The following is a 14,027-nucleotide window of genomic DNA, read 5'->3' as shown; positions in this document are numbered from 1 at the left end:
AACCGGGTGCGGTCAGCTCTTGGCCGGCTCTTCGATGGGACGCATGGTGGTCAGGTCGAGGTCGAGCAGCTTCAGAAGGCCGTCGTTGCGTGCGGCGTCGACCTGGTCGGGCAGGGTCCGTTGCACCCAGTCAGCCCGGTCGTCCTGGCCCCGCGCCCGCAGCGCGGCGGTGATGTCGTCCTTGTGGATCAGCACGATCTGCTCCTCGAATGGATCATGGTGCGCGGACTCCGGGTCAGTTGGACGCGGATTGTTCCGGTCGCGAGGGCACTATCGAAATGCGGACGCCGCCGTCGATCTGGGTGATGCGAAATCGTTCGCCACTGCTCCGGTCGGTCAGCATGGCGTCGTAGAGCTCCCCGTTGGTCACATCGACCGTGCCGCCGCAGCGTTCGAGGAGGACCACCAGCACGGCCCGGAGGTTGGTGTCGCTGAGATAGTCCATGGGTCGTTCCTTCGCTGAAGGGGCTGCGGCCCCGCCGGAGCGCGAAGTCACGTGGAACAGGATTACCCCCATCGTACGCGTGTTCGCAGCTCAGCCTGTGGTCGAAGAAGCCAAAGAACCCTTTGACATCTGCTGAAATGTCAAAGTAGTCTTTGGGATATGGAGCTCAGCGACCCGAAGGCGATCAGGGCCCTGGCCCATCCGCTCCGCCTCGACCTGCTCGACCTGCTCGTCACGATCAGCCCGGCGACCGCCGCCCAATGTGGACGCATCCTCGGCGTCTCGCAGGCCAACTGCTCCTTCCATCTCCGCCAGCTCGCCAAATACGGTTTCGTCGAAGACGCCGGGCCGGGCCGCGACCGGCGCGAGCGGCAGTGGCGGGTGCCCGATCCGCGGCCGACAGTGCGGATCACGGAGGGCAGCGACGCGGTGCTGCGACACCAGCTCGAACGCGTCGTGGTGGAGCGGGAGACGGCTGCCATCCTCGACTATCTGGAACGGAAAGACGACGAGAGCCCGGCGTTGCCCAAGGCGGGCATCATGACCGCGCTCGCCGTCGTGTCCGCCGACGACGTCGCCGAGATCAGGGAGAAGTGGAAAGCGCTTCTCGAGCCTTATCTCGCCCGAACCGAGGCCAGCAGCCACCTTCGACCCGGGCAGCGCCACGTCCGGTATTTCCTGGCGGCCACGCCGCTACCAGACCTCGGCCCGGGAGACGGCGAGAATGAATCCGATAACTGAAGGCTCGCTCGACGTCACGTGGATGCACGGCACGCGCTCGAAACGACACGCCCCCGAGCCGCCGATCCAGGTCCACCGTTACGCCGAGCACACCGTCATCCTGCGGCAGAGCAAGTCCGTCAACTACGAGGCGCCGTTCCTCTACCTGTTGTTCGGCAACGATCGGGCCCTGTTGCTCGACACCGGTGCCACCGCCGAACCCGACCTGTTCCCGTTGCGCGCGACCGTCGACGGGCTGATCGCCGAATGGCTCGACAAGCACCCGCGCGAGGGCTACGAACTGGTTGTCGCACACACCCACGCGCATCACGACCACGTGGCAGCCGACGCCCAGTTCGCCGACCGGCCCGCGACCACCGTCGTGGCGGTCGACGTCGACTCGGTGCGGTCCTTCTTCGGATTCGGCGACGGTTGGCCGGATGAGATCGTCACTTTCGACCTGGGCGGGCGGTTGCTGGAAGTGCTGGGCTCCCCGGGCCACCACCAGGCGGCCATCACGGTCTATGACCCATGGACGGGAATTCTCCTCACCGGCGACACCGTCCTGCCGGGCCGGCTGTTCGTGTTCGACTTCGCCGCATACCTCGCGACGCTCGACCGCCTCGTCTCTTTCGCCGCCACGCGCACGGTGAGCCACGTGCTCGGCTGCCACGTCGAGATGAAGCGCCGCCCGGGCCGCAGCTATCCGCTCGGCGCCACCTATCAGCCGCACGAGCGTGCTCCCCAGTTGACCGCCGGCGACCTGAAGGCGATCCGCGACGCGACCGCGTCCGTGGCGGGCCGGCCGGGCCTGCACCGCTTCGACGACTTCGTCATCGTCAACGAGCCCGGCAAGCGCGACTTGCGCAAGCTGCTCATCCGCGCGAAAGTGCACCGCTTCCTGGCCTCGGCTAGGTTGATTTGATGGAGTACGCCCGGCTCGGCAACACCGGTCTGAAAGTCAGTCGGCTCGCCCTCGGTTGCATGAGCTACGGCGACCCGGCCGCACCCGACGCGCACCCCTGGGCGCTCACCGAAGACCTGGCCCAGCCCTATTTCCGCCAGGCCGTCGAGCTCGGCGTCACCTTCTGGGACACCGCCAACGTCTAGCAGCGGGGCACCTCGGAAGAGATCGTCAGGCGTGCCATCACCCGCTACGCCCGCCGCGAAGACATCGTGCTCGCCACCAAGGTGCGCGGGAAGATGCACGACGGCCCGGGCGGTTCCGGGCTGTCCCGCAAGGCGATCCTGGAGCAGGTCGACGCGTCGTTGAGCCGGCTCGGCACCGACCACATCGACCTCTACCAGATCCACCGCTTCGACGACGAAACCCCGGTCGACGAGACCATGGAAGCGCTGCACGACATCGTCAAGGCGGGCAAGGTCCGTTACCTCGGAGCGTCATCGATGTTCGCGTGGCAGTTCGCGAAGATGCAGCACGCCGCCGACCTCGGTGGCTGGACGCGGTTCGTCTCGATGCAGAACCAATACAACCTGCTGCGCCGGCACGACGAGCGCGAGCTGATGGCCATGTGCGGCGACATGGGCGTCGGGCTGGTTCCCTACTCCCCGAATGGCAAAGGTCGTCTCGCCCGGCCCGCCGGAGAGCAGAGCACCCGCTCCAGCACCGACAAGGTGGTTCAGGCCTTCGACTCTCCCCACGACGAGCCGGTCATCAACGCCGTCCAGCAACTGGCCGAGCGCCGCGGCGTCACGATGGCGCAGATCGCCTTGGCGTGGGTGCTGCGCAACCCGCTGGTCTGCGCACCCATCGTCGGCGCGACCAAGCCGCGCCACCTCACCGAAGCCGTCGCGGCGCTCGACATCATCCTCACCGACGACGAGGCCAAAGCGCTGGAGCAGCCCTATATCGAGCACGGCCCGGCCTGGTATTGATTTCGTCGCTAGGACGGCCTGGTCGACGCGAGGCGGGATCGGGTCCGGGCCGGCGCTGTCGCGGGAAGCGTGGCGATGACGTCGGCGAGCGAAACGCCGGCGAGGCTGCTCCGCCACGCCTCGTGCGCCTCGGCCATCTTCTCGGCGAGCACGCAGATGCTCCGGCACTCCTCGGGCGCGAGCGCTCCCCGGCCCTGTTGACGGATCTCACGGCACTCATAAGGCGCGGAGGTGCCGTCGACCGCCTCCACGATCCGCAGCAGGGTGATCTCCGACGCCGGTCGCGCGAGCCGGAACCCGCCGCGCGGGCCGGTCGTCGCGGTCAGCACGCCGGCCTTGACCAGCTCTTGTAGCTGCTTGGCCAGGTAGGCCGCCGGAACGTCGTAATAGAGCGCGAGCTGCGCCGCCGACGCGCTGGCTCCCGGCTCGAGCTGCGCCAGCGTCGCGGTGCAGTGCAGGAGCCATTCGGTGCTCACGGGCAGCTTCACAGCATCAGTTTATCGCGGATATTGCGGATCTCTTAAGTCCGAGATAGCGTCAGCCCGGTAACGAACGAGAGGAAAGATCATCATGCGGATCGCAGTCGCCGGGGCGACCGGCAACATCGGCGCCCTTACGGTCGCGCGCCTGGAACGGGACGGACATGACGTCGTACGCGTCAGCCGTGCGCAGGGTGTCGACGTGTTCACCGGTGCCGGCCTCGACCAGGCCCTGACCGGCGTCGACGCGGTCGTCGACGTCACCAACGGCCCGGCGACCGATCACGCGGAGACGGTCGCGTGGTTCGGCACGGCCACCCGCAACCTGCTCGCGGCCGAGCACCGCGCCGGCGTCCGGCACCACGTGCTGCTCTCGATCGTCGGGGTCGATCGCGTCGAGGGAAACGCGCACTACGCCGGCAAGCGCGAGCAGGAGCGCCTGGTGGAAGCGGGCCCGGTGCCGTGGACGATCGTCCCGGCCACCCAGTTCCACGACTTCGCCGCGATGGTCGCGAGCTGGACCGAGCGCGACGGCGTCGCGCCGATCGCACCGCTGCTGGTGCAGCCGATCGCGCCCGCGGACGTCGCCGACGTGCTCGCCGAGATCGCGGTGGGCGAGCCGCAGGGCCGCTACACGGATGTCGCCGGCCCGGAGCCGCAGGACCTCGTCGACATGGCCCGCCGCACCAACGAGGCGCGCGGCCACCAGGTCAAGCTCGTGCCGACCTGGTCGGCCATCTTCGACCCGGCCATGGCCGGCCCGGTGCTGTTGCCCAGCGAGGGCGCCCGCATCGCACCGACCACTTTCGACGAGTGGCTCGAGGGACAGCGCCCAACCAGCGGCGCGTAGCCTCGGAGCCGGTGAAGAACCGATACCGCAACCTGGAGCGGGTCCGCTCACTCGATCCGCGGCGCGACCACGTCGAGATCTATCGGGCGATGCTGCGGTTCGAGTTCCCGTGGGACCTGAAGCTGGCCCTCAACCTGGCCTTCAACCGCACGTTCTCCACGCCGACGGTCGCGGCCATCCTGGCCGGCACGGGTGAGCTGACGGAGCGCACCCAGCGCCGGGTCGACGACACGGGCCTGCTGATGTTCGAGATCGTGCTGCACGGCTTCGACCATCCCCGCGGTCGCGCGGCCGTCCGCCGGATGAACCAGCTGCACCGGCCGTTCCGGAACGTCGCCTCCGACGAGTTCGTCTACGTGCTGGCGTGCCTGACCGTCGTGCCGTTGCGCTGGCTCGACCGCTACGGGTGGCGACGGCCGTGCTGCCACGAGCGGGCCGCGACCTACGAGTTCTATCGCGAGCTCGGCGACCGGATGAACGTGGCCGGCATTCCCGGTTCACTGTCCGAGATGGAGCGCTGGTTCGACGCCTACGACCGGGCGCGGTTGCTTCCCAACGAGAACGCGGCGGCCATCGAGCGGGCCACCCGCATGCTGCTGCTGGCTCGGCTGCCGGGCGCGCTCGCCCCGCTCGGCGACGCGTTGGTCAGCGCCCTCTACGACGAACGGCTGCGCGCGGCAACCGGCGTCCCGACGCCCGCCTGGCCGGTGCGCGCGGGCCTGCACGCCGGCCTGCGTGCTCGCGCATTGATCCTCCGTCATCTCGCCCGCCCTCGCCCGGTGGGCATGTTCGAGGACGGCATTGCCACCGCTTCATACCCCAACGGTTACCAGATCAGCGAGCTTGGACCGCCACCACGCTGACGGCCGCATCGGCAGGGTGCCCGGTGCGGCCGCCTTCAGCGGGTCAGTGGTGGTGCTTCGAAACGTCCAGCGGGAAGGTCGGGGCGCCGATTTCGTCGAGCGTCACGGTGTTCGCCGCTATATAGCGGTCCAGGTAAGGCGATCGGTCACCCTGGGTGGGGGAGTCGAACCGCGGATCCTGCACTTCCATGCCGAGCCGGGCGTCGGTGACGGTGATCGTCTGACCCGAGGGAACCGGGCGCCAGCCTCGCGAGGTGATGGTTCCGATCTGGACACCCAGCCGGTGTCCCGGCTCGAAGGTCCAATCCGTCGCCTTCAGGTCGAACGAGGTCGACTTGTCGTTCAGCGCCGCGACCATCTCGTTGAACATCGTCGACCTGCCGTCCGGAGCGACGTCCCACAGCCGTACCCAGACATTGCCCTGTCCCTTGGTCTTCAGCGCGAGCTCCGGCGAGCCGGTGAGCCGCACCTGCTTCGACGCTGGCGTCGAGAAGGTCCAGTAGCTGTTGCCCGGCGCGTCCGCGAGCAGTGCGGCCATTGGCGCGGCCGCCTGCGGCGCGTACTCGATGTCCCAGCCTGTCGTCGGCTCGGCAGCGCGCTGCGCCTGGGCCTGACCGCCGTCGTCGACATATTGACCGGGCGACAGCCGCGCCGTGTAGGAGTCGTTGGTCATCGGCCAGGTCGGCTGGGCGCGCCAGTTGCCGAGGCTGTCCTCGACCGAGAACGCTGGGTCCTGCACCGACGGCTTGCTGCCACGCAGGTGCTGGTCGAAGAAGCGCATCACTTCGTCGAACCAGCCGGCCCGTCCCATCTTGAGCTGACCGTTGTCGTCGGTCTCGTTGCCGCGGACGTGCTCCCACTGGCCGAGCCAGCCGCGCTCCGGGCCGTGGTGATTGGCCAGGTATTTCTGCATGTCCTCGGGCTTGGTGTTGTCCTCGATGAAGCCCGACGTGACGAACAAGGGGGTACGCGTGCCGACCGCGCGCGAGGCGAAGTCACGGGCGCGCCAGAACGCCGACTTCGGGTCGGGGTCCTGGGTGTTGGTGGCATTGTCGGTCTGGCACTCGGGGTGGCTCTTCTCGTAGTCCGCGTTCGCCTTGTAGCGGTCGCTGTCATCGACCAGCTGTGGCATCGTCGCGATCGAGTAGTAGCTTCGCGGACTGCTGGTCGCGTTGGACCGCGGCACTCCGTTGCTGAACAGGTAGTTGTATCTGTTCCAGGTCGGTTCCTGGGCGACGATCGCTTTCAAGGGCTTGAGTTTGAGTACGTTGGCCGCCAGCCCGGTGTTGGCGTCGTAGGACTTGCCGTACATGCCGACCTTGCCGGTCGACCACGGCTGGCGAGCGGTCCACTCGACGGCCGCCTTGATGTCGGCCTGCTCGCCCGGGCCGAGGAAGTCCAGGCATCCCGTGCTGCCGCCGAAGCCACGCAGGTCGACCATCACGAAGGTGTAGCCACGCTCCATGAGCTGCGCGCCGTCGATCAGGTCCTGGAACCGCGGCGACGGCCCGACCTGGTCAAACCCGCCAGGGGAGGTCTCGCCGGCGTGCGAGAAGTAGGGCCCCACCGACAGGATCACCGGCGTCTTCGCGTGCGCCGGCAGGTGAGCGGGGCGCAGCACGTCGGCGTGCAGCTCGACCCCGCTGCGGTCCGAGGACGGGAAGTATGCCTCCGTCCACGCCGCCCCTTCGGGAACCCGCGGGTTTTCCTCGTGGGTGATCGGGGCGCCAGCCGCGGCAGACGCCGGGGCGGCCTGTGCCACCGAGGGTAGGCCCGCGGTGAGGCTCGTGATGATGGCCAGTGCACCCGCCGCCGCGACGGGCAAGGCCATCCTCCTCCGAACGGTCATGCAACCTCCACCTAACTCCAGACGCGACCGCCTGGTTGGCCATTGATGCTAATGATCATTGGCGGTTATGTATCCCAGAGTTATCTCGCCGTGACCTTCCGCTCATGGCCCGTATGTTCGCGGTGCGAGGTTGCGGATCTGTCGAGTGCGGCGTCGGCGCAGGCCGCGCGGCGTAATCCTGTTTCTTGATGCCTCGATGGCTGCCGCGTGTTTCCGTTGCTGAGCCGAGGATCCGATGACCAAGTTCACCACCGCCGACGTCCCAGACCTTTCCGGCCGCACAGCGATCGTGACCGGCGCCAACGGGGGCCTCGGTCTGGAGACCGCCCGTGCGTTGGCCGGGGCCGGGGCACGGGTCGTCTTCGCGGTCCGCAACGCGGAGAAGGGCCGCGCCGCGGCCGACTCGATCCCCGGCGAGACGGAGGTGCGGACGATCGACCTCGCGTCGCTCGATTCCGTGCGGGCGTTCGCCGCCGGCTGGCAGGGCCCGATCGACCTGCTGATCAACAACGCCGCCGTAGCGGTGCCGGAGTTACGCCGCACCGCCGACGGTTTCGAGCTCCAGTTCGGCACCAACCATCTTGGACCGTTCGCGCTCACCAACCTGTTGCTGTGCAACGTCACTGACCGGGTGGTGACCGTCGCCTCGCAAGCCGAGCGGCTGGGCCGGATCGACTTCGACGACCCGAACGACGAACGGCATCCCTACGAGCGGTCGACCGCCTACAACCGTTCCAAGCTCGCCAACCTGCTGTTCACCGCGGAGCTCCAGCGCCGCCTCGCCGCCGCCGGGTCGACCGTGCTGGCCGAGGCGGCGCATCCGGGCTTCCTGGCGACCGGGATCTACAGCGACAGCGGCCGCAGGACCCAGATCCTGGTGCGCCTGCTGGCGCAGAAACCCGACGCCGGCGCGCTACCGGTCCTTTACGCGGCTGTCGCCGACCTACCGGGCAACAGCTTCGCGGGACCCAGCCATCTCGGGCATATGCGCGGAGCGCCCGAACTCATCGGCCGCTCCACCGCTGCCCAGGACCCGCAACTCGCCGCGCGGCTGTGGTCGCTTTCCGAGCAGCTCACGGGCACGACGTTTCCCCTATAAGGCGCTCAAGAACTAGACCCTGATGGCCCGGTAGACGGTCGTCAGGTAGGGCAGGTCGAAGGTGTCCCGGCCGGCGAGTTGCGGGTGGGTGGCACAGAGTTCGGCGATCTGGCCAAGGATCAGGCGCTGCTTGGCCGGCGTCGCGGTCAGGTAGTTGGACCGGGAGGCGACCAGGTCGGCGATTCCCTGTGGGCTTTGCCGCACGGCGTGCGGGAACTGTTGTCTGGTCAGGTCGTCGAAGAGCGGTCCGAAGCTGCGCGACTCGTCGAGCTCGGCGCGTCGGCCGGACACGCGCTGGTGGGTCGCGATGAGCCGGGACAGCTCCGCGACCCACGCCGTCGTCTTGTCGCGATCGTTCCAGATCGCGGCCAGCACGCCGCCCGGCCGCAGGACCCTGGCCATTTCCGGGTGCGCCAACTCCGGATCGAACCAGTGGTAGGCCGTTCCGGCGAGCACCGCATCCACGCTGGCATCGGGCACCGGGATGGCTTCGGCCGACCCGGCGAGCGCGCGGACGCCCGGCGTGGCGGCGTCGAGCTGCGCCCGCATGCCCGGGTCGGGCTCGACCGGAACCACCTCATGCCCCGCGGCGGCGATTACCCGGCTCAGCAGCCCGGTGCCCGCGCCCAGGTCCACGACCCGCAGCCGCCCGGCCCCCAGCGGGGCGAGCGTCCAGGTCAGCGCCGCCGCCGGGTAGGTCGGCCGGGCGCGGTCGTATTCCGCGGCGGCGGCGCCGAACGACAGGCGACGGGCGTCGATGGTCACGGCCAACACCCTAGGAGATGAAGCCCGCGCCGTCAGCCGGTGATCACCGGCCAGGCGTATGCAAGCAGCGCGAGGGCCGCGCCCAGCAAAGCCGGCGAGAATCCGCGCGGGCGCAAGGGCAGGGCGGCTATCGCGATCAGGATGACGGCGAGAACGTAAAGGACTGCCTGAACCGACGACATGGCGCTCTCCCTTGTGGGTGGACCGAGTGGCCGCCCCTTGTACCCCCGGTGGCGAGGCGCCGAAACTCGCACCGACCCGACCGTTGCTCACAGCGGGCCGAGGACCTCCTCCGGTGACGCATCGAGCGAGAGCGTTTCGAGCACCGTCAGCAACTGGCGCTCCTCGTAGCGGAAATGGCTTTCCATAATGGCTGCGACGCCCTCGAGGTGACGGTGCAACTCTGCGGCCGGTGCGGCGCGATCGAGCGCGGCCTGCAAGCCGGCGAGCAGGTGCGCGATCATCGAGTGGTCCTGGGTGAGCCGGCGGAGCACGGGCGCGAGCTCCGGGTGGGCCGCTTCGATCGCGGGGAAGAGCGTGTGTTCCTCGCCGCGATGGTGCCCGTCCAGGGCAGCGCAGAACCCGTGGCAATAGAGCAGCAGGTCACCGGTGGCTGCCGCGCCTGCTTGGCCTTCGGCAACCGCGATGCGGGTGTGGTCGAGTGCCTCTCGCAGGCGGGCGTGCATCTGGCGAAGCTCTTGGCTCCAGGCGACGAGCCTGGTCGTCTCGCGCTCAGTCACGCGAGGACGCTACCCGAAGCCACTGACAACACGAGCTACAGCAGATGGGGTACGAGCGCCCGCCGGTCGGCCGGGTAGTCGGGGAAGCGGTCGCGGTACCAGGCGTGGTGGTCGATCGCCCTCGGGGCCAGGTTGGCCGTGGTGTAGACGGCGAACGCCAGCCCCGCCGGAGACCAGGTCGCCAACGCCCACCCGAACCACTGCACGATCTCGCCGGTGTAGTTGGGGCTGCTGACCCAGCGGAAGCCGCCCCCGTAGGGAATGCGGTAGCCGGTCTCGCCGGGCGAGCGCAGCCGGCGCAAGGTGTGGTCCGAGCGCACGTGCACGACCAGCCCGGCGAAGAAGAGCACCGCACCGGCGAGGAAACGCGGGTCGGTGAGCCAACTGTCGGCGTAGCCGCCGAGGTCGGCCACCCACCAGGCGTTGATGGTCGCGTTGAGCACGTTGAATGCCAGCGCGAGTGCCACGATCAGCAGCGGCATCCGGCTGCCCGGCCGCATCAACGCCGGGTAGACGAAGGCCCGGTAGACGTAGTGGCACAGCCACATGGCCAGCAGCACCAGCGCGACCAGGTCATCGCGGTGCGCGCCGGAGACGAACACGGCGCTGAAGACCACGACCGAGGGCGACTCCATCACGATCCACCCGATCCGGCCGGGGATCGTCGGCCCCCAGCCGCCGCGCTGATATCGGCCGTAGGGCGCCTTTATCCACAACAGGGCAACGGCGGTCACGGCGGCGAGGACGAACTCCAGCGCGACCAACGCGCCGTACCATCCGATGCTGTTCATGACATCGAAGTTTACGAACAGAACGGCCCGGATCGCCGGTCAGGTGACGGTCGTGAGGTGGACAGCGGCCACCGTCACCAGGCCGGCGCCGAAGAGGGTGACCGCGCTGGCGGCCAGGATCGGGGTTACCCGGCTGGCGAGCTTGAGAGCTTTGAGGGAACGCGCGCTGCGGCTGATCACGGTGCTGCCGGCGACGGCCAGGACGCCGACTCCGAACAGCACGACCGCCATGCCGAGGCCGAAGACGATGACCAGCAGCAGGGCGAACGCGCCCCGGCCGAGGAACAGGCCGGTGGCCAGGACCAGGAACGCGGCTGGTGACGGCGTCAGGCCACCCGAGACGCCGAGCAGCAACAGGCCTGGCCGCTTGGACGGCTCGTGCTGATGGTCGTGGTCGTGGTCGTGGTCATGATCGTGTGAGTGGCTGTGGCCGCGCAGGTGTCGGCGCAGCATCCAGATGCCGGTGCAGACCACGAGCACCCCAGCCGCGACCTGGAGCCAGGTGGTGAGCTGTTCCATCCGGACGATGGTCGACAGCGACAGGAACGTCCAGGCGACGCCGATGACCAGCACGGAGATGGTGTGCATGACCGCGACCGAGCCGCCGAGCCAGGCGGCGTCGACGATGCGTCCCCTGGAACCGGCGAGGTAGGCGGCCGCCAGGGTCTTGCCATGGCCAGGGGTGACGGCGTGCCAGGCCCCCGCGAGGAAGGCGACCACGAACGCCACCGCCGGCACGCCGGGGGTCTGGATCAGGTCCTGTAGCCGGTCCGAGACGGAGGTGGCCGACAATGCGAGCGGGGTCATGCGGTCACTTTCTGGCGGGGGTGCGGCGCGGCCGGCGCACCGCGAACAAGCCGCCGGCGGCGATGAACAGGATCAGTCCGAGCACGCTCCAACAGGTAGCGGCGGCACGTGTCGGACTTCCCGAGGACGGCGGCGTCGGTGTATCGGTAGTCCACCGTGCCGTCGGGCCCGACCCGGGTACGGCGGGAAGTCACGGAAACACATTCCGGGGCGTCCCCGACTCCGAGGTGATCTTCGAGCGTCGGCCGGGTGAACTCTGCGGCGGGGTTTCAGTCGGGCACGGAAGCGACGTTCTTCGACCAGCGGTCTTCGATGCGCCCGAACCGCCAGATCGCGATCGCGGCGAGCCAGGACACGACGAACAGGCCGACGATGCCGTAGCCGGCGTAGTCGAGGGGGATCGAGGCGATCGCGGCGATCGGGCCGTGGGTGATGTGTGCCTGGTCGGCGAGCACGCCGACGAGTTCGATCGTGCCGATGATCAGGGCTACGGCGACCGAGATCGAGGTGATGGTGATGTTGTAGAAGACCTTGCGGACGGGCTTGGCGAAGGCCCATCCGTACGCGGCGTTCATGAAGACGCCGTCGGCGGCGTCCATCAGGCACATGCCGGCCGCGAACAGGATCGGCAGCACGAGAATGGCGTAGAACGGCAGGTTGAACGCGGCGGCGCCGCCGGCCAGCACGAGCAGGCCGACCTCGGTGGCGGTGTCGAAGCCGAGGCCGAAGAGCACGCCGATCGGGTAGATGTGCCACGGCTTGCGCACCGACTTGGTCAGGCCGCCGAGGAAGCGGTTCATGAAGCCGCGCTTGTTGAGCTGGTCTTCGAGTTCCTGCTCGTTGTAGGTGCCGCGGCGCATCTCGCGGAACACCTTCACGATGGCGAGCAGCACGACGAGGTTGAGGATGCCGAGGATCCACAGGAACGCGCCGGAGACCGACGCGCCGATCACGCCGGTGACGGAGTGCAGGCTCGAGCCGTCGTCTTCGACCTGCCCGGCGAGGGCCCGCACGCCGAGCGACAGCAGCAGCGCCAGCGAGAAGACGATCGTCGAGTGGCCGAGCCCGAACCAGAAGCCGACCGACAGCGGCTTGCGGTCATTGCCGGACGCGGCGTTGTCGGCCATCAGCTTGCGGGTGGTGTTGTCGACAGCGGCGATGTGGTCGGCGTCGAACGCGTGCCGCAGGCCGAAGGTGTAGGCGAGCACGCCCACGCCGACGGTGAAGACCGGGTTGTCGCCGCCGAGGTGGAAGTGCTTCGGCGCGACCAAGCCGAGCAGCACACCGAACCCGACGAGGTGCAGCAGCACGATCAGGCCGGCCATCCCGCCCAGCGACCACCAGTCGCGGCGGTTCAGGCTTCGCCGAAAACGGGTGAGCCCGGAAACCTCTTCGCGTGCCATCGCGGACCCTTCTGCGACCTGGACGAACCGGATCGCACGCTACGCCGGGCCGGCCTTATTGCAAAGAGTTGGCAATAACGCACCACCGCCCGTCAACTCAGTCGAGGCCGAGGACGAAGGTGGACAGGGGGATGTGGTTGACAAGAGGGGTCGTCAGCGGTCATCCTGGCCCTTGTCAACTCACGTCCGTGAATGTAACGAGGTCTAATGCGCGTGATTGACGAGCGTGAGCGTTCGGCAACAGGAGGGTAAGTGCGCGCCACGGGGCGGCTCATCAACGATCTGGAAAGAACGCTGCTGCGCCTGCTGCTCGACGGCCACACCGTAGCCACCGCCGCGGCCACAATATTTGTGAGCACGCGGACGGCCGAAGCGATGCTAGCGCGGCTACGCCGGGAAACTGGCGCACCAACTCTCTACGCCCTCGGGGCGATCGCTCAACGTCTGGGATGGCACGATTCCGCGGCTTAGCTCAAATGGTTGTCCAGCACCGCACTGCCGTGCGCCCATCATCGTCATTTGCGGATTACCGCACGGTCCCCGCAGATGCGTTGCCGGACACAGCAGGCCGACCCGATGCTTCTCGTACAACGGGTGTGGGGCCGGCCCAACTTCCGTTCCGTTTCCACTTGAATGATGGGAAAAGGAATGACGATGATGACAAGGCGGCGGCGTTTTCTTGCGTCGGCGCTAGCCGCGACAGCGCTCGTCCTGGCGCCGTCGGCTGTTGCCCAGGCTGCCCCGAAGCCGAAGCCGGCAGTCGTTTACGACTGGGAGAACGCTACGGTTCCGCCCACGAAGGCGCAGCGTCAAGCCGGTATCGACGACGTTTTGAAGCGGATGCCCGGCTCGAAGCAACTCGATGCTTCGACGATTCAGATCGCACCCGGATTGAGGATGAAACTTCCCGCAGCTCAAGGGGAAGTGACAACGCTCGCGGCGGGGTGCAACTTCTTGTATCTGTGTGTTTGGTCGAACCGTCAGTACGGCGGCAACCGCCTCGACTTCTACGACTGCAACAAAGACTGGAAGTTGTATAACGTCGCGTATCCAGGCGGCGGCAACTGGGCCGACAAGATCTCCTCGATCAGCAACGAGCAGACCAGCGGCACATGGTCCTACTTCTACAACTGGAGCGGCACCAAGTGGAACCGCATCATCTCGCTTTCCGCACCGAATGACCTGTCAAATCTCGCGTTGGACCCAGGCCAGGACGGCAGCGCCAACGCGAATGACAAGATCGATGGGGTCCACGTCTGCGGGCCCGCATCGAATCCATGGCTCCCGAACTGGCCGTAGCGCTCCACGCTAGCCGCTGTG

The 14,027-nt window shown here is 68.1% G+C and carries 16 protein-coding genes and 1 pseudogene; 7 read left to right on the top strand and 10 right to left on the bottom strand.

The genetic code is table 11. From position 1 onward, the window contains the following. Positions 1-12: 12 nt before the first annotated feature. Together DFJ67_RS02750 and DFJ67_RS02745 are read right to left on the bottom strand one after the other, a co-directional pair. Positions 13-195 carry a hypothetical protein gene (locus DFJ67_RS02750; protein WP_116066407.1) on the bottom strand — a complete coding sequence of 61 codons (183 nt, stop codon included), beginning with the start codon at positions 193-195 and terminating at the stop codon, positions 13-15. A gap of 40 nt (positions 196-235) precedes the next feature. After that, positions 236-445 carry a hypothetical protein gene (locus DFJ67_RS02745; protein ID WP_116066406.1) on the bottom strand — a complete coding sequence of 70 codons (210 nt, stop codon included), beginning with the start codon at positions 443-445 and terminating at the stop codon, positions 236-238. A gap of 159 nt (positions 446-604) precedes the next feature. On the opposite strand from DFJ67_RS02745, the gene DFJ67_RS02740 reads away from it, so the two are divergent. From DFJ67_RS02740 to DFJ67_RS02730, 3 genes and pseudogenes are all read left to right on the top strand, one after another. Then, positions 605-1,186 carry a winged helix-turn-helix domain-containing protein gene (locus DFJ67_RS02740; protein ID WP_116066405.1) on the top strand — a complete coding sequence of 194 codons (582 nt, stop codon included), beginning with the start codon at positions 605-607 and terminating at the stop codon, positions 1,184-1,186. Then, positions 1,170-2,090: an MBL fold metallo-hydrolase gene (locus DFJ67_RS02735; protein ID WP_116066404.1), complete on the top strand. Its 921-nt coding sequence runs from the start codon at positions 1,170-1,172 to the stop codon at positions 2,088-2,090. The genes DFJ67_RS02740 and DFJ67_RS02735 overlap by 17 nt, the downstream gene beginning before the upstream one ends. Then, positions 2,090-3,061, top strand: a pseudogene (locus tag DFJ67_RS02730) (aldo/keto reductase). The gene DFJ67_RS02735 and the pseudogene DFJ67_RS02730 overlap by 1 nt, the downstream one beginning before the upstream one ends. Before the next feature lie 8 nt (positions 3,062-3,069). Here DFJ67_RS02730 and DFJ67_RS02725 read toward each other — a convergent pair. Next, a complete protein-coding gene (locus DFJ67_RS02725; protein WP_116066403.1) occupies positions 3,070-3,549 on the bottom strand; it encodes an RrF2 family transcriptional regulator in 480 nt (159 codons plus the stop codon). Between the two features lie 82 nt (positions 3,550-3,631). Between DFJ67_RS02725 and DFJ67_RS02720 the strand changes: the two genes are divergently transcribed. Then, positions 3,632-4,390, top strand: coding sequence for an SDR family oxidoreductase (locus DFJ67_RS02720; protein WP_116066402.1), 759 nt, complete (start codon positions 3,632-3,634; stop codon positions 4,388-4,390). Positions 4,391-4,401: 11 nt separating this feature from the next. Further along, the gene (locus DFJ67_RS02715) at positions 4,402-5,253 is read left to right on the top strand and encodes an oxygenase MpaB family protein (RefSeq protein ID WP_116066401.1); all 852 of its coding nucleotides are present in this window, start codon (positions 4,402-4,404) and stop codon (positions 5,251-5,253) included. Between the two features lie 43 nt (positions 5,254-5,296). Here the strand turns inward: DFJ67_RS02715 and DFJ67_RS02710 are convergent, their stop codons facing one another. Then, complete coding sequence (locus DFJ67_RS02710; protein ID WP_116066400.1) at positions 5,297-7,102, bottom strand: CocE/NonD family hydrolase; 1,806 nt, start codon at positions 7,100-7,102, stop codon at positions 5,297-5,299. A 235-nt stretch (positions 7,103-7,337) separates the two neighbouring features. On the opposite strand from DFJ67_RS02710, the gene DFJ67_RS02705 reads away from it, so the two are divergent. After that, positions 7,338-8,201: an oxidoreductase gene (locus DFJ67_RS02705; RefSeq protein WP_116066399.1), complete on the top strand. Its 864-nt coding sequence runs from the start codon at positions 7,338-7,340 to the stop codon at positions 8,199-8,201. Between the two features lie 12 nt (positions 8,202-8,213). Here DFJ67_RS02705 and DFJ67_RS02700 read toward each other — a convergent pair whose 3' ends face one another. From DFJ67_RS02700 to nicT, 6 genes are all read right to left on the bottom strand, one after another. Beyond that, complete coding sequence (locus DFJ67_RS02700) at positions 8,214-8,966, bottom strand: class I SAM-dependent methyltransferase (RefSeq protein WP_116075544.1); 753 nt, start codon at positions 8,964-8,966, stop codon at positions 8,214-8,216. Positions 8,967-8,998: 32 nt separating this feature from the next. Further along, a complete protein-coding gene (locus DFJ67_RS42515; RefSeq protein WP_170215726.1) occupies positions 8,999-9,148 on the bottom strand; it encodes a hypothetical protein in 150 nt (49 codons plus the stop codon). An 87-nt stretch (positions 9,149-9,235) separates the two neighbouring features. Further along, positions 9,236-9,706 carry a hemerythrin domain-containing protein gene (locus DFJ67_RS02695; protein ID WP_116066398.1) on the bottom strand — a complete coding sequence of 157 codons (471 nt, stop codon included), beginning with the start codon at positions 9,704-9,706 and terminating at the stop codon, positions 9,236-9,238. A gap of 35 nt (positions 9,707-9,741) precedes the next feature. Continuing rightward, entirely contained in the window at positions 9,742-10,497 is a 756-nt protein-coding gene (locus DFJ67_RS02690) for a methyltransferase (RefSeq protein WP_116066397.1), read from the bottom strand. 39 nt (positions 10,498-10,536) lie between these two features. Next, positions 10,537-11,304 carry a HoxN/HupN/NixA family nickel/cobalt transporter gene (locus DFJ67_RS02685; protein WP_116066396.1) on the bottom strand — a complete coding sequence of 256 codons (768 nt, stop codon included), beginning with the start codon at positions 11,302-11,304 and terminating at the stop codon, positions 10,537-10,539. A gap of 269 nt (positions 11,305-11,573) precedes the next feature. Continuing rightward, positions 11,574-12,707 carry a Nickel transporter NicT gene (gene nicT, locus DFJ67_RS02680; protein ID WP_116066395.1) on the bottom strand — a complete coding sequence of 378 codons (1,134 nt, stop codon included), beginning with the start codon at positions 12,705-12,707 and terminating at the stop codon, positions 11,574-11,576. A gap of 648 nt (positions 12,708-13,355) precedes the next feature. Between nicT and DFJ67_RS02675 the strand changes: the two genes are divergently transcribed. Beyond that, complete coding sequence (locus tag DFJ67_RS02675; RefSeq protein WP_170215725.1) at positions 13,356-14,006, top strand: peptidase inhibitor family I36 protein; 651 nt, start codon at positions 13,356-13,358, stop codon at positions 14,004-14,006. Positions 14,007-14,027: the final 21 nt, after the last annotated feature.

It is taken from the genome of Asanoa ferruginea (assembly GCF_003387075.1).
GTDB lineage: Bacteria > Actinomycetota > Actinomycetes > Mycobacteriales > Micromonosporaceae > Asanoa > Asanoa ferruginea.
Note: the sequence above shows the minus strand (reverse complement) of the source record. Positions and strands in the feature narration are given on the sequence as shown.

Coding starts and splice junctions, on each gene's coding strand:
- DFJ67_RS02745 (WP_116066406.1), bottom strand. CDS start 445: ATGGACTATCTCAGCGACACCAACCTCCGGGCCGTGCTGGTGGTCCTC.
- DFJ67_RS02740 (WP_116066405.1), top strand. CDS start 605: ATGGAGCTCAGCGACCCGAAGGCGATCAGGGCCCTGGCCCATCCGCTC.
- DFJ67_RS02735 (WP_116066404.1), top strand. CDS start 1,170: ATGAATCCGATAACTGAAGGCTCGCTCGACGTCACGTGGATGCACGGC.
- DFJ67_RS02720 (WP_116066402.1), top strand. CDS start 3,632: ATGCGGATCGCAGTCGCCGGGGCGACCGGCAACATCGGCGCCCTTACG.
- DFJ67_RS02710 (WP_116066400.1), bottom strand. CDS start 7,102: ATGACCGTTCGGAGGAGGATGGCCTTGCCCGTCGCGGCGGCGGGTGCA.
- DFJ67_RS02705 (WP_116066399.1), top strand. CDS start 7,338: ATGACCAAGTTCACCACCGCCGACGTCCCAGACCTTTCCGGCCGCACA.
- DFJ67_RS42515 (WP_170215726.1), bottom strand. CDS start 9,148: ATGTCGTCGGTTCAGGCAGTCCTTTACGTTCTCGCCGTCATCCTGATC.
- DFJ67_RS02690 (WP_116066397.1), bottom strand. CDS start 10,497: ATGAACAGCATCGGATGGTACGGCGCGTTGGTCGCGCTGGAGTTCGTC.
- DFJ67_RS02685 (WP_116066396.1), bottom strand. CDS start 11,304: ATGACCCCGCTCGCATTGTCGGCCACCTCCGTCTCGGACCGGCTACAG.
- nicT (WP_116066395.1), bottom strand. CDS start 12,707: ATGGCACGCGAAGAGGTTTCCGGGCTCACCCGTTTTCGGCGAAGCCTG.
- DFJ67_RS02675 (WP_170215725.1), top strand. CDS start 13,356: ATGACGATGATGACAAGGCGGCGGCGTTTTCTTGCGTCGGCGCTAGCC.